This window comes from Sphingomonas sp., assembly GCF_036388215.1.
Taxonomy (GTDB): domain Bacteria; phylum Pseudomonadota; class Alphaproteobacteria; order Sphingomonadales; family Sphingomonadaceae; genus Sphingomonas.
The window spans coordinates 238,208-252,805 of sequence record NZ_DASVSH010000033.1; the positions used below are offsets into that span (position 1 = coordinate 238,208).

A 14,598-nucleotide genomic window follows, 5' to 3' on the forward strand; every position below is an offset into this window, starting at 1 on the left:
TCGTGCGCATTTTGATCGTGGACGACGAGCCGGCGATGCATCAATCGTATCGCCAGTGCTTCGGCGGCGACCGCACCAACGGCGCCGACGCCGCTCTGGGAGCGATGGCTGCCGAGCTCTTCGGCGACGATTCCGACGATGCGACCGCGGCCGCCGAGGACCAGTCAGTCGATTTCGAATGCAGCTATCACATGCAGGGCCTCGACGCCGTCGAAGCGGTCAAGGCTTCGATCGAAACCGGCGAGCGCTTCGCCGTGGCTTTCATCGACGTGCGCATGCCGCCGGGCATCGACGGCAAGGAAACCGCGAAGCGCATCCGCGCGCTCGATCCAGATATCAATCTGGTGATCGTGACCGGCTATTCCGATTTCTCGCCGCTCGATATCAGCCGCGCCGCCGGGCCGGCCGACAAGATATTCTACATCGCAAAGCCCTTCCAGGCCGAAGAGGTCATCCAAACCGCGACTGCGCTGGGCCATCGTTGGCATGTCGATGGCGAGCTGCACAGCGCGATCGAATTGCTCAAAGAGCAGAAGCTCGAGCTCGCCGCCAATGAATCGCGTGCGGTCCACATGGCCAACCACGATTCGCTCACCGACGCGCCGAACCGGCTCTCCTTCCTCCACGAACTCGGCCAGGCAGTGAAGGGCGACCAGTGCTTCGCGATGGCGATGATGGACCTGGATCGCTTCAAGCTCGTCAACGACACGCTCGGCCACCACGCCGGCGACGAGCTGATCCGCATGGTCTGCGAAATACTCCACAGGAATGTCCCCCCCGGCGGCTTCGTCGCGCGGCTGGGAGGCGATGAATTCGCGATGCTGATGCAGGTCACCGGGGAGGACGAAGCGGTGATGTTGTGCGAGCGCCTGCTCAAGGCGTGCACCGTCACCTTCAAGGTGCTCGGCCATTCGGTCCAGGGCGGCGCATCCGTGGGTCTCATGGTCGTCGATCCCGGCACGATCGCCGATCCCATCGATGTCATGCGCCGCGCCGATCTCGCGCTCAACGAAGCCAAGCGCCAGGGCCGCGGGTGCGTTCGCGTGTTCGACGACAATATGGACGAATCGATCCAGTTCCGCCGCCAGATCGAAGGCGGGCTCTCCGAAGCCATCGCGAAGGGCGAGCTCAAGCTGGTATTCCAGCCGATCGTCGCGCGCGAAGGGCTGGAAGTGGCCGGCTTCGAAGCGCTCGTCCGCTGGTCCAGCCCCGAATATGGCATGGTCTCGCCGGGCATGTTCATTCCGATCGCCGAGGAATCAAATCTCATCCACGAGCTTGGCGACTGGGTGATCGATGAAGCGGTCAAGACGCTGCAGACTTGGCCGGATCAATATGTCTCGGTCAATTTCAGCCCGCGCCAGTTCCGCCGGCACAATTTCATCGGCCATATCGTGGAGCGCGTCACCAACGCGGGCGTGAACCCCAATCGCTTCCAGATCGAGATCACCGAGACCGCGATCTTCGACAATGTCGAGCGCGCGGCGGAGACCCTGTTCAAGCTGCGCCAGATGGGGTTTCGTATCGCCCTCGACGATTTCGGCACCGGCTATTCCAGTCTCTACAACATCCGTCGCTTCGCGCTGGATTGCCTCAAGATCGACCGCAGCTTCGTCGATGGCATGGGTCGCGAGCGGGAAAGCGCGGCGATCGTACACTCGATCATCCATCTCGGCCGCGCCTTGGGGATGGAAGTCGTCGCCGAAGGCGTCGAGACCGAAGCGCAGCTCCAGGCGCTCCGCGTTGCCGGTTGCAGCCATTTGCAGGGCTATTATCTCGCCCGGCCGATGGACGCCGAAGATGCGCTCGTGCTCGCGCGGCGGGGGACCATGCTCGACGAGGCTCAGCAGGGCGCGGACGAACGGGAACCGGGTAACGGGACCCACGGCTGATGCTGAGGGTATGAGTACACACCCTGGCCCCAGGCGCCTCCGCGCGCCGGCCTCGCTCGGCGCCAAGCTCGTATTGATATTGACCGGTGTCGGGCTGCTCGGCGCCCTGGCGCTGACCGTGTTCCTCGCCACCGTCATCACGCCCAATTTCAACCGCCTCGAAAAGAGCGCGGTCGATGGCCATGTCGCGCGCACCGAAGCCGTGGTCCACGATCTTACCGCCAAGGTCGAGAATGCCGTCCGCGACTATGGGGACTGGAATTCGAGCTACGATTACATGGCCGCGCCCAGCAAGGCGTTCGAAGAGGAAAGCTTCTCGACGCTCGCGATGGTCAATCTCGACGTCAACGGCATGGCCTATGTCGGCAATGACGGGCGCATCCTGATCGCGCGCTGGCTGGATATCGAGAGGGAAGCCGATGTTCCCGCGATGCGGAACCAGCTTACCCAGGCGATCCAGCGGCTCGATGTGAAAAAGGCGCTCAAGTCCAATAGCTCGGCGGGCTTCTACCTCAAACTCGGTGGCGCCCTTGCCGCGGTGGGCGTCGCGCAGGTGCGCCGCAGCGACGGCAGCGGGGATCCACGCGGCTATGTCTTGATGGCGCGCGCGATCACCTCGTCCCAGCTGAGCAACCTGCTCCAACTCAAGGCGGGCCTGGATCTGGCGAGCCGGTCCAAGGAGGTCACGATCACGCCCAGCCGCTCGCGCATTCAGATCGGCGTGCCTATTCCCGGCCCGGACGGAAGCGCGATCGCCAGCGCGGCCTATTCGGTGCCGCGCGACCTTTCCGGGCTCGGCATGCAGATGCTGGTGATCGCAGTGATCGGATCGTCTCTGTTGCTCGCGGTCGTTCTGTGGGTCCTGCGCCGGATGATCGCGCGGCTGGTGCTCAAGCCACTCAATCGCGTCGAGCGCCACATGGGGCTGGTCCGCCAATCGGGCAATCTCAGCCTGCTCACCGATGGTCAGAGCCAGGACGAGATCGGCAGCCTGGTCTCCAGCTTCAATTCGATGCTCGCCCAGTTGAAGGATTTGCGCGAGCAGCTCGAAAGCCAGAGCTTCGCGCTCGGCCGCAGCGAGAGCGCGGTCGCCGTGATGCACAACGTCCGCAACGCGCTCAACCCGATCAGCACGGTCCTGAGCCAAGGCGCGAACCGCGAAGGCGGGATCGATCGCGTCACGCTCGATCGCGCGCTCTCCGAGCTTGCCAAGGATGACGTGCCGCCCGTGCGCCGCCAGAAACTGGTCGCCTTCGCCGCCGCCGCCAATCAGGCGTTCGAGGACGAGCGCGAGCATCGCAAGCAGCAGCTCGCCATCGGCCGCGAGGCGCTCCACCACGTTCTCGAAATCATCGGCACCCAACAGGAAGCCGCGCACGAGCGCCCGCCGCTCGATGCTTGCGACATCACCGATATCGTCGCGCAAAACGCCACGATCGCGCGCTATTCGGGCGACATCTCGATCGCCTTCGCTTTCCCCGGCAAGCCGCATTGGGTGATGGCCAGCCGCGTGATCCTGTCGCAGGTCGTCGGCAATCTCTTCTCCAATGCCGCCGAAGCGATCGCCGCCACGGGCCGCACCAGCGGCAGCATCTCGGTGACGATCCACGACAGGGACGAGCGAGTGGAGATCGTCATCCGCGACGACGGCGAAGGCTTCGATCCCGCGACCGCCCCCACGCTCTTCCAGCGCGGCTACTCGACACGTGCGCACAAATCCGGCGGCCTTGGCTTGCATTGGTGCGCCAACTCGATGCTGGCCATGGACGGCAGCCTGGAGTTGCGCAGTGACGGCAAGGGCCTCGGCGCGCGCGCCGTGCTCACCCTGGGTCGGGCGGCGATGATGACGGCGAGCGAAGCCGAAGCGGCGTGATCTCCCTCTCCCACTTGGGAGAGGGAAGGGTGAGGGCAAGACAGCTGCCCTCACCCTTCCGGCGCTTCGCGCCTCCCTCCCTCTCCCAAGTGGGAGAGGGATATTAGCCGGCCTTCCTCCTGACGACCACGTCGTCCTTCCGCCGCAGATACGGCGCCACCAGGTTCCGAGCCCGGAACCACTCTTGCCGGTCCGGATCAAGCGCATCGAAATTGGCGATCACCCGGCGGCATTCGGGCGCGCGGCACTGACAGATCATGTGCCAGTTCGATTCCCTCAGCGTCGTCGAATAGTCCCAGCTGATCTCCTCGCCCGGCGCGATCGCGCGCACGGCGACCAGGTAGATGCCTTCATCGGTGAAGCGCAGCCCCGCATTGGGCGCACAGCTATGGTTGACCAGATCGTCGATGCGTCCGCTAGGCCCCATATAATGATCGGGAGTCACCTGGACGAAGCGGTCGCCATTGCCGCGCATCAGGCTGGGCACGCGATCGGCGTGGAAGCGCCGGCCCGTGAATTCGATCAGCATATCCCCTTCGGCAAGCGGAGCGGCGGCGAAAACCGCCTTGCCCAGATGGTTCTCACCGACTTTGAAGAGGCTGTTCGAAGGGCGGTATCGGTCGAAAATCCGCAACGGGCCGCGCCGCGCGCCGAACGAGCGCAGCGGGTTGATCGTCGCCAGCCCGATCATCAGCCACACGCTGGCATGGCAAAGGAACTCGACGATCACATAGCCGAGTTCGGCCACCCCCAGCTCGACACCGCGCACCGCGACGAACAGCGTGGCCAAGTCGCCGAAGGTCCAGAGCCCCCATGCGGGCGAACGCTCGCGCGCTCGATCGGTGACCACGCTCTGCCAGGTCGGCCAGAAGCTTACCGGCACTGCGAGCACGACGAGCATGTGCGCCCAGAAGGCCTCGCGGAAGACCAGCCAGAGCACCAAAGCGGTCATGCTCGCGGCGATGCAGAAGGTCTCGGTCGCGGTGGGCGGTGACCAGGACGAGCGGCTCCAGATCCCGATCGTCACGATGATGCAGGCGATGGCGGAGATCGCGAACACCCAGCCCTGCGGCGCGCCCGGATTTACCGCGGCGTAGGTCAGCGCCTCCAGTCCGGTCGCCGCGCTCCAGATCAGCCAGGATGCGCGATTGGGCTGGACGAGCTGCCGGCGCAGGCCAAGCAGGTACACCGCATAGCCCGCGAAGCTGAATCCGACCGCCAGCACAAACCAGATGTCGATGCCCGAAATGGAGCCCTCCCGAAGGATTCATTTACCATGTTCGGATTCAGCCGTCTATCCGCGACTCGCGGCTACTCCGCGAGTCGCGGCGAATCGATCAACTGCAGTTAGCGACGGACTCTAAGACGATTCCTGACCATTCCCTGCGGCAGATCAGCAGGTCGGGAATGCTGGTCGATGGCTGATTGTAAACGATGGGGCTTCCGTCGATCCGCGAGCAATGCAGCCCGGCGGCAAGCGCGACTGCAACCGGCGCGCAATTGTCCCATTGGTGCTGCCCCCCGGTATGGAGGTAAATCTCCGCATCGCCGCGAACCACCGCCATGGCCTTCGCGCCCGCGGACCCCATCGCGACATGCTCGGCCCCTATCCGCTTCGCGACATCGGAGCATAGCCCGCTGGGCCGAGTACGGCTGACCAGCATCCGCGGCGGCACCCGCCCGCCGCAGAGCAGGGGAGGGGCATCGCTCGACAGCGTGACGCGCAACCGGGGCAGCGCCACCGCGCCAGCGACCGCTGCTCCATCCACCGCCAGCGCGACATGCACCGCCCAGTCGGGGCGGTGTTCCGCGAACTCCCGCGTCCCGTCGAGCGGATCGACGATCCACACCCGGCTGCGCTTCAGGCGGATTGGGTCGTCCGCCGCCTCCTCGGACAGTATCGCGTCATCGGGCCGCGCCGCGTGCAGCCGGTCCAGGATCAGCGCATTGGCCTCGCGATCGCCGCGTGCGCCGTCCGCGCCTTCCTCCTGGATGCGCAGCAGCAGCGCGCCGGCCTCCTCGGCGATCGCGCGCGCCAGCGCGGCATCCGTCATCGAATTAGTGCTCCTGCGAAAGCAGGAGTCCAGGGCAACAGGCGATGCCCTGCCTGGCCCTGGACCCCTGCTTTCGCAGGGGAACAAAAAAACACCGGACGGGGCATTAAATCACCGGACTCCACGTCCCCATGATCTTCTCGACGATCCATTCGGCGGCATCTTCGGGGGTCATGCGCGTCGTGTCGATTCGTATCTCGGGGTCCTGCGGCGCTTCATAGGGGCTGGATATGCCGGTGAAGTGCGCGATCTCTCCCGCCCGCGCCTTTCTGTACAGGCCCTTCACATCCCGGCGCTCGGCTTCCTCCAGCGGCGTATCGATGAAAATCTCGACGAACTCGCCCTCTGGCATCAGCGAGCGGACCAGCTCGCGCTCCGCGCGGAAGGGCGAAATGAACGCGGTGAGCACGATCAGTCCCGCGTCGGTCATCAGCTTGGCGACTTCGCCCACGCGGCGGATATTCTCTATCCGGTCCGCATCGGTAAATCCCAGATCACGGTTCAGCCCGTGGCGGACATTGTCGCCATCGAGCAGGAAGCTGTGCTTGCCCAGCGCGTGAAGCCTTTGCTCGACCAGATTGGCGATGGTCGATTTCCCAGATCCCGACAGGCCGGTGAACCACAACAGCCGCGGCGACTGGTTCTTCTGGCGGGCATGCGCCTCGCGGTTGATCTCGGTCGCCTGCCAGTGAACGTTCTGCGCGCGGCGCAGGGAGAAATTGAGCATCCCCGCCGCCACGGTGGCGTTGCTCGCTTTGTCGATCAGGATGAAGCCGCCGAGATCATGTGAGTCCGCGTACGGCTCGAACACGACCGGCCGGTCGGTATAGACTTCCGCCACCCCGATATCGTTGAGTTCGAGCGTCTTGCCCGAAAGCTCCGCGCTGGAATTGACGCATACCAGGTGCTTGGGCGGCTGAACCGTCGCAGTCACCGTCTGCGTGCCGAGCTTGAGCCAATATCCGCGGCCCGGCAGCAATTCGGCCTGGTCCATCCACACGATCGTAGCCTGGAACTGGTCGGCGGCCTGGGGCGGGGCATCCATCGCGGCGAGCACGTCTCCGCGAGAGCAATCGACTTCGTCGGCCAGCGTGATCGTCACGCTCTCGCCCGCGACGGCTTCGGCCCTGTCACCGCCCAGCGCCACGATCCGCGACACGCTGGTCGTGCGTCCCGAGGGCAATATGCGCACCTTGTCGCCCGGCTTGATGCTGCCGCTGGAAATCATCCCGGCAAAACCGCGGAAATCCAGATTCGGGCGATTGACCCATTGCACAGGCAGCCGGAAGGGCTTGGCGCGATCGGCGTCCACATCGAGTTCGACCGTCTCCAGATGGCCGATCAGCGCCGGCCCCGCGAACCACGGCATGTTCCCCGAAAGCCCCGTGATATTGTCGCCCTTGAACCCGGAGATCGGGATGGGCGTAAACGCGGCGATCCCCATGCTTTCGGCAAATGCGCGATAGTCGCCGACGATACGGTCGAACACTGCCTGGTCGTACCCCACCAGATCCATCTTGTTCACTGCAAGCACGATGTGGCGGATGCCGAGCAGGTGGGTCAGATGCGAATGCCGCCGCGTCTGGGTGAGCACGCCCTTGCGCGCATCGATGAGGATCACGGCCAGATCTGCGGTCGATGCCCCGGTGACCATATTGCGGGTATATTGCTCGTGCCCCGGCGTATCGGCGACGATGAACTTGCGCTTCTCGGTGGCGAAGAAGCGATAGGCGACATCGATCGTGATGCCCTGCTCGCGCTCGGCGGCGAGGCCATCGACGAGCAGCGCGAAATCTATCTCCTGGCCCTGCGTGCCGACACGCCTGCTGTCGGATTCGAGCGCGGAGAGCTGGTCCTCGAAAATCTGCTTCGAATCGTAGAGCAGCCGCCCGATCAGCGTCGATTTGCCGTCGTCCACCGATCCGCAGGTGATGAAGCGCAGCAGCGACTTGCTTTGATGCAGCGCGAGATAGGCCGAGATGTCGGACGCAATGAGGGCGTCGGGGCGGTAGGAGGTCAAAAATACCCCTCCTGCTTCTTCTTCTCCATGCTCGCCGCCTGATCGTGATCGATCGCGCGGCCCTGGCGCTCCGAAGTGGTGGTCAGCAGCATCTCGCGGATCACTGCCTCCAGCGTATCCGCCTCACTCTCCACCGCGCCCGTCAGTGGATAGCAGCCCAAGGTTCTGAAGCGCACCGATCGCTCGACCGGAGTCTCACCGGGCGCGAGCCGGAAACGTTCGTCGTCGACCATCAACAGCAGCCCATCGCGTTCCACCGTCGGGCGCGGCGCGGCGAAATAGAGCGGGACGATCTCGATCCCCTCGGCCAGGATATATTGCCAGATGTCGAGCTCGGTCCAGTTCGAGATCGGGAACACCCGCATGCTTTCGCTTTTGGCCTTGCGCGCATTGTATAGCCGCCACAGCTCGGGGCGCTGGTTCTTGGGGTCCCAGCGATGCGATGCGGTTCGAAAGGAAAAAACGCGCTCCTTCGCCCGCGATTTCTCCTCGTCGCGCCGCGCGCCGCCAAAGGCGGCATCGAAGCCATATTTGTCGAGTGCCTGCTTCAGCCCCTCGGTCTTCCACATGTCCGTATGCAGCGCGCCGTGATCGAACGGGTTGATACCCTGGCGCTCTGCCTCCGGATTCTTGTGGACCAGAAGCTCCATCCCGGCGGCGGCCGCCGCCCGGTCGCGCAACTCGTACATCGCGCGAAACTTCCACGTCGTATCGACATGCAGCAGCGGGAAGGGCGGGGGCGCGGGATAGAAGGCTTTGCGCGCGAGATGCAGCATCACCGCGCTGTCCTTGCCCACCGAATAGAGCATCACCGGGCGCTCGGCCTCGGCCACCACTTCGCGCATGATGTGGATGCTCTCGGCCTCGAGCCGCTGGAGATGGGTGAGGCGCGCGGGCGCGGGCGCGGGGCCCGCGCTTTCCTCATTCCCAGCAATGGTCCCGCCGTGCAGCATCGCCGCGATTTAGGAAGGTCGGTGGCCCCAGACGATCTAGTAAATGTTTAGCGCGGGATACTCGCCCGGCGTCAGCCGCGCGGCTTGCCCACCCCGATCAATGTAAGGCCAGCTTTTACGGCTTCGGCGGGCCGGTAGATATTGCGCAGATCGACCAGCAGGGGCGATTTGAGCAATGACTTGATCCGCCCCAGGTCGAGGGCGCGGAACGCATCCCATTCGGTAACGATCACCAGCGCATCGGCGCCGTCCGCCGCGGCATAGGGGCTGTCCGAAAATTCGACGTGGTTGAGCAGCGGTCGCGCCTGCTCGACCCCTTCGGGATCATAGGCCTTCACGGTCGCGCCCGCGTCCTGCAGCGCCGCGATTATCGAGATGCTTGGCGCGTCGCGCATGTCGTCGGTGTTGGGCTTGAAGGTCAGGCCGAGCACACCGACGGTCTTGCCGCGAACGTCGCCGCCCATTGCTTTTATGACCTTGCGGCCCATTGCGCGCTTGCGGGCGTCGTTGACCTGCACGGTCGCCTCCACGATGCGCAGCGGCGTTTCGTTGTCGGCGGCGGTCTTGAGCAGCGCCAGCGTGTCCTTGGGGAAGCACGACCCGCCATAGCCGGGACCGGCGTGGAGGAATTTTGAGCCGATGCGATTGTCCATGCCGATGCCCTTCGACACTTCCTGCACGTCCGCGCCCACTTCCTCGCAGAGATCGGCAATCTCGTTGATGAAGGTGATCTTGACCGCCAGGAAGGCGTTGGCGGCATATTTGATCAGTTCGGACGTGCGCCGGCCGGTGAAAAGGATCGGAGCATTCTGGTTGAGCGAGAGCGGGCGATAGATGTCGCGCATCACCTGGCGCGCGGCTTCATCCTCCGCGCCCACCACGACGCGGTCGGGATGCTTGAAATCGTCGATCGCCGCGCCTTCGCGCAGGAATTCGGGATTTGAGACCACCATCGCACCGCTGGCGGGCGCCACCCGGCGGATGATCCGCTCGACTTCGTCGCCGGTGCCGACCGGAACGGTCGATTTGGTGACGATCACCGCCGGGCCGGTAAGCGCGCCGGCTATCTCCTCGGCCGCGGCATAAACATAGGAAAGGTCGGCATGTCCGTCACCGCGACGGCTCGGGGTGCCGACCGCGATGAAGATCGCATCGGCGCCGTCAACGGCCTGGGCGAGGTCAGTGGTGAAGTGCAGCCGCCCCGCCTTGACGTTCGACGCGACCAGGGCGTCGAGTCCCGGCTCATAGATCGGCATGACATTCTGGTGGAGCAAGTCGATCTTGCGCTGGTCCTTATCGACGCAGACCACGTCATGGCCGAAGTCGGAGAAGCAGGCGCCTGAAACAAGGCCCACATAGCCGGTGCCGATCATCGCAATACGCAACGCGGAATTCCTTGGAATGGATCAAAGCGCGCACTTAGCGCAGCCGGCCGGCGCAGCAAAGTCGCGAGCCTCACGTTCGACTCCTCTGCGGGGTTGGTCCCTGCCACCCCTCCTTCGCACGAGTGTTCCTGCGTTACAGGCCTAATTCTCACCCAATAAAAAAGCGGCCCGCAATGGGCCGCTTTTTTTGGCTCCCCCCAAAGGAAACCGTCCGGGCCGATCAGCGCAGCTTCGATGGAAGCTGCTTCACCGCCGGCCCGGAAGTAGGCGATCGGTTAGAACGGACGAATGTCTTCGCCGCCGGCACCGTCGCGAAACAGAATGTTGAACGCGAACATTGGTATTCTCCCATCGGTGCGCAGTGATGCGCGATTCGGATGGTTAAAGACTAATTAGCCATGAATCAATCAGGATTTCTGCGGAGTTCGGAGCCGCGCGGGTAATCACGGGGCCCCGCTTTAACCGTTCCTTCAACGGTCCAGGGCTAGAGATCCCTGACAATGTCGGCAAGGATCGGTCCTCCACCGCGAAAGGCGAAAGCTACGCGCAGCGCAGCACCGGGATCGGTGCAACCAACAGAAATATCACGAAAAAATGCAACAGTCCCGGGCGGAGTAAAGCCCGCCGCGCGACGGGGGGAAGCGCCCGCGCGCATCTCCATGCCGACACGGCGTGCATGGAAACGGTCAAGTAACGATCGCACCCCCGAACAACGCTACTGGCGCATCCTCTGTGTATGCGAGATCGCCAACTTCGTCTCGTTGCGTCGTCATCTGGGCCGCGCGCGTGCCGATTCGCTGATTCTCGACGTCGCGGCGCGAATCACTGCCTTGTGCCCCGATATCCGGCTTGCTCCCGTGGGCCGCGCCCTTATCGAACTCGCATTCGAGCGCGACACTCCCGAAGCCGCGGCCGCCGACGTGGATCGGCTCCGCAAGGCGTTCCACCGGCGGATCGATCTCGATGGCGAGCCTTATCAGCTCCAGATGCACTTCGGAGTGGCCGCCGCGCCCGCCTGTGAAGATGACGAGGTCCGCTTGGCCGAAGCCGCCGAATCCGCGCTCGATCAGGCGCGCCATGAGGGCCGCGTCGTCATGCTCGATCTGTCGCGCGCCGATCTGGCATTCGACAAGCTCACTTTGATGCGCGAGCTCCCCGGCGCGATCAGCAACGGCGAGATGTTCCTTCAATATCAGCCCAAGGTGCATGTCCGCCGCCAGGAGATCACCAGCGCGGAGGCGCTGGTCCGCTGGCAGCATCCCACCCGCGGCCTGATCCTGCCTGGGGATTTCATTTCGGTCGCGGAGGAGGCGGGCGAGATCTCGTCGCTCACGCTGTGGACCCTGCGCAAGGTGATCGACGACCAGAAGCGGCTCGCGGCTTGCGGGCACGACCTGCGGCTGTTCCTCAATATTTCGGGTATGCTGCTCGCCGACGCATCCTTCGTCGCCGAAGCGTCGGAGATCGTTCGCGCCACCGACGCCAAACTCGGCTTCGAGATCACCGAGACGGCGGTGATCCGCGATCCCGAAAGCGCAATCCGCCATTTGCAGGCGTTCGCCGATATCGGCGTTCAGCTCGCGATCGACGATTATGGCGCCGGCCTGTCCTCGCTGGCCTATCTCAAGCAGCTCCCGGCAAGCGAGCTCAAGATCGACAAGATGTTCGTGCTCCAGCTCACCAGCAGCAACCGCGATCCGCTGATCGTGCGCTCGACGATCGACTTGGCGCACGCGCTCGACATGGAAGTCACCGCCGAGGGCGTCGAGAGCCCGTCCGCGCTTGCCTTGCTCAGCGTGATGGGCTGCGACATGGTTCAAGGCTTCCTGATCTCGCGACCCATCGGCTTCGACGCCTTTCGCAAGTTCCTCGATGACGATGCGCACCGCACGAATGCTGGGGGAGCGCCCACCTCGTTCATCCGGCCCGAGAGCTTCTGGAAGCGCGCGTGACGCGCGTGCTTCGCCGCCTGCTTGCCATGCTGGCGCTGCTGGGCGCCCTGGCCCCGCCTACCGCCTTCGCCCAGGCCCAGTCCAGAAAGCCGGCTACCGAGGTTGAGCGAATCATCGCCGGCGTCCGCCAGGCAATGGTCGCGACCCCTGAGGAGGCGGAGCGTGTTGCGGCCACCGGCGAACAAGCAGCCCAGCGCGTAGGCGATCCCAAAGAGCGACTTCTCGCAACGGCAAGCTTTCGCTGGCTGCGCGGAGAAGCGCTGGTCCGCATGGACAAGCCTGATGCAGCGCGGCCTTTGCTGACCCAGGCGCTCAAGATGATCGACCCCATCCAGGAGCCGATCAAGCTGCGCGGCGATATCCTGATGTCGTTCGGCACGCTGGAGCTGGTCAAGAGCAACGCCGCCGAAGCGCTCGGCAAATATCAGGATGCTTTCAAGATTTTCCGGCAGGTCGGTGAGAAGCGCGGCCAGGCGATCGCGCTCCAGAATCTCGCATCGCTTTATTATTCCGGCAACGATGGCGGGCGGGCCGAGAAATATTACCAGCAAGCCATGGAGACCTATGACGAGGATCCCATGCTCACGCTGTCGTTCCACAACAATCGCGGCAATGTGCTCCTCACGCTCGAGCGTTATGCGGATGCCGAGAAGGAATATTCGCAGGCGCTAGCGATTGCGCGCACGCAGGAAAACCAACTGCTCGAAGCCCGCGTGCTCATCAATCTTGCGCGTACCCAGGTGGATCTCAAGCGGTTCGACGCGGCCCAGGCGACGCTCGATCGCGGCTTCGCTCTCATTCGCGGGAAAGATGCACCCGTCCAGCGCCGCCACTTGCTCGCCACGGCGGCGCGTCTCGCTGCCGATCAAGGCGATTATGCGCGCGCGGCGCGGCTGATCCGCGAATGCTTTGCCGGCGTCGATCTCGCCACCACATCGGTCGACCTGCGCAACGCGCATGTCTATGCCCACGACATCTTCAGTCATCTGGGCGATGCGCGCCTCGCGCTCGCGCATCTCGAAGCGCTCAAGCGGCTCAACGACGAATCGAGCAAGGTGGCCACGTCCACCGGCGCGGCGCTGATGGCGGCTGAGTTCGACTATGCCAATCAGCAGGCGCGCATCGAGACGCTGCGCCGCGAAGAGGCCGAACGCCGCGCACAGGCTCAGCGCACCCTGTTTTTCAGTATCGGTCTCGCCACGCTGATCGTGATCGCCGCCCTCGCCTGGGGCCTGATCGCGATCCGCCGCAGCCGCAACAAGGTCGCCGCCGCCAACGTGGTCTTGGGCGAAACCAACGAAGCGCTCGAAAAGGCATTGAAGGCCAAGACCGAGTTCCTCGCCACCACCAGCCACGAAATCCGCACGCCGCTGAACGGCATTCTGGGCATGACTCAGGTAATGCTGGCCGATCCGAAGCTCGAGGCGCAGACCCGCGACCGGATCGGCATTGTCCACGGCGCGGGCGTCACGATGCGCGCGCTGGTCGATGATATCCTCGATGTCGCGAAGATGGAGACGGGCAACCTTGCCGTGGAAGCGGCGCCGATGGACGTGTGCGCGGTGCTGCGTGACGTCACGCGCATGTGGCGGGAGCAGGCAGAGGCCAAGGGCCTTAGCTTCGCGCTGGAACTTGGCGATGCGCCCTGCTGGATCGTGGGCGATGCCGGGCGGCTGCGCCAGATCGTGTTCAATCTCCTTTCGAACGCGATCAAGTTCACTGAGGAGGGCGGCGTCACGGTGCACGCGCTGGACGAAGGAGAGGGCGAGGCACGCCGCCTCAAGCTCGTCGTCGAGGACAGCGGCATCGGCATCCCCTCGGACAAGTTCGAGGATATTTTCGAGAGCTTCCGCCAAGTCGATACCAGCACTACTCGCAAGTTCGGCGGCACGGGCCTTGGCCTTACCATCTGCCGAAATCTGGCGCAGGCGCTGGGCGGCGACATCCGTGTCGAGAGCGAAGAGGATAAGGGTTCGCGATTCATCGTGGACTTGCCCCTCGTCCCGGCGGAGGCGCCGCAGGTGGCCGAAAGCGCGGGCGGTGGCTCAGGCGCCTCGATGCTCATCCTCGATCGGAATCCCATCGCTCGATCGATGCTGAAGACCTTGTTCGAGCCGCGTGTGGAGTCGCTGCGCTTCGCGTCGAGTCCCGCCGAAGCGCTCACTCTGCTGGCTGAAGCCCGAGTCACCCATTTGCTGATCGACGAGGCGACCGCCAGGGCCGCCGAGGGCGTCCTTATGGAAACGATCCAGACACTGGCCGATGCCGCTCCAGGCGCTGCCAGCTACGCGCTCTGGGTCTCCGTCGATGCTGCCGAAAAATCTCAGCTAACCGAAGCAGGTGTCGGGCAGATCATACAAAAACCGGTCAGCGGCGCGGCATTGATCGAAGCGGTCATTCCGCACGCGGAAGAAAATTCCTATTCAATAGGCATAGACGCGCTTGCCACTCGGGCGGCATAGAGCGATA

Annotated in this window: 10 protein-coding genes; 5 read left to right on the forward strand and 5 right to left on the reverse strand. The window is 64.2% G+C overall.

All coding sequences use genetic code 11. The annotated features are described in order from the left end of the window. Positions 1 to 2 precede the first annotated feature (2 nt). Positions 3 to 1,892, forward strand: coding sequence for an EAL domain-containing protein (locus VF617_RS15385; protein ID WP_331015784.1), 1,890 nt, complete (start codon positions 3 to 5; stop codon positions 1,890 to 1,892). Positions 1,893 to 1,902: 10 nt separating this feature from the next. Beyond that, the gene (locus VF617_RS15390) at positions 1,903 to 3,765 is read left to right on the forward strand and encodes a CHASE4 domain-containing protein (protein WP_331015785.1); all 1,863 of its coding nucleotides are present in this window, start codon (positions 1,903 to 1,905) and stop codon (positions 3,763 to 3,765) included. Between the two features lie 103 nt (positions 3,766 to 3,868). On the opposite strand, the gene VF617_RS15395 is transcribed toward VF617_RS15390, so the two are convergent. The 5 genes from VF617_RS15395 to VF617_RS15415 all read right to left on the reverse strand — a co-directional run bounded on the left by VF617_RS15395 (position 3,869) and on the right by VF617_RS15415 (position 10,177). Then, positions 3,869 to 4,990: an SET domain-containing protein gene (locus tag VF617_RS15395; protein ID WP_331015786.1), complete on the reverse strand. Its 1,122-nt coding sequence runs from the start codon at positions 4,988 to 4,990 to the stop codon at positions 3,869 to 3,871. A 112-nt stretch (positions 4,991 to 5,102) separates the two neighbouring features. After that, a complete protein-coding gene (locus VF617_RS15400; RefSeq protein WP_331015787.1) occupies positions 5,103 to 5,819 on the reverse strand; it encodes a 3'(2'),5'-bisphosphate nucleotidase CysQ in 717 nt (238 codons plus the stop codon). 106 nt (positions 5,820 to 5,925) lie between these two features. Continuing rightward, positions 5,926 to 7,839: a sulfate adenylyltransferase subunit CysN gene (gene cysN / locus VF617_RS15405; protein ID WP_331015788.1), complete on the reverse strand. Its 1,914-nt coding sequence runs from the start codon at positions 7,837 to 7,839 to the stop codon at positions 5,926 to 5,928. Continuing rightward, the gene (gene cysD / locus VF617_RS15410; RefSeq protein WP_331015789.1) at positions 7,836 to 8,792 is read right to left on the reverse strand and encodes a sulfate adenylyltransferase subunit CysD; all 957 of its coding nucleotides are present in this window, start codon (positions 8,790 to 8,792) and stop codon (positions 7,836 to 7,838) included. The genes cysN and cysD overlap by 4 nt, the downstream gene beginning before the upstream one ends. 71 nt (positions 8,793 to 8,863) lie before the next feature. Next, complete coding sequence (locus VF617_RS15415; protein ID WP_331015790.1) at positions 8,864 to 10,177, reverse strand: UDP-glucose/GDP-mannose dehydrogenase family protein; 1,314 nt, start codon at positions 10,175 to 10,177, stop codon at positions 8,864 to 8,866. A gap of 173 nt (positions 10,178 to 10,350) precedes the next feature. Between VF617_RS15415 and VF617_RS15420 the strand changes: the two genes are divergently transcribed. The 3 genes from VF617_RS15420 (at position 10,351) to VF617_RS15430 (ending at position 14,591) form a co-directional block, all read left to right on the forward strand. Continuing rightward, positions 10,351 to 10,542: a hypothetical protein gene (locus VF617_RS15420; protein WP_331015791.1), complete on the forward strand. Its 192-nt coding sequence runs from the start codon at positions 10,351 to 10,353 to the stop codon at positions 10,540 to 10,542. 294 nt (positions 10,543 to 10,836) lie between these two features. Beyond that, positions 10,837 to 12,129: a GGDEF domain-containing phosphodiesterase gene (locus VF617_RS15425; RefSeq protein ID WP_331015792.1), complete on the forward strand. Its 1,293-nt coding sequence runs from the start codon at positions 10,837 to 10,839 to the stop codon at positions 12,127 to 12,129. Beyond that, positions 12,126 to 14,591 carry an ATP-binding protein gene (locus VF617_RS15430; protein ID WP_331015793.1) on the forward strand — a complete coding sequence of 822 codons (2,466 nt, stop codon included), beginning with the start codon at positions 12,126 to 12,128 and terminating at the stop codon, positions 14,589 to 14,591. The genes VF617_RS15425 and VF617_RS15430 overlap by 4 nt, the downstream gene beginning before the upstream one ends. Positions 14,592 to 14,598 lie beyond the last annotated feature (7 nt).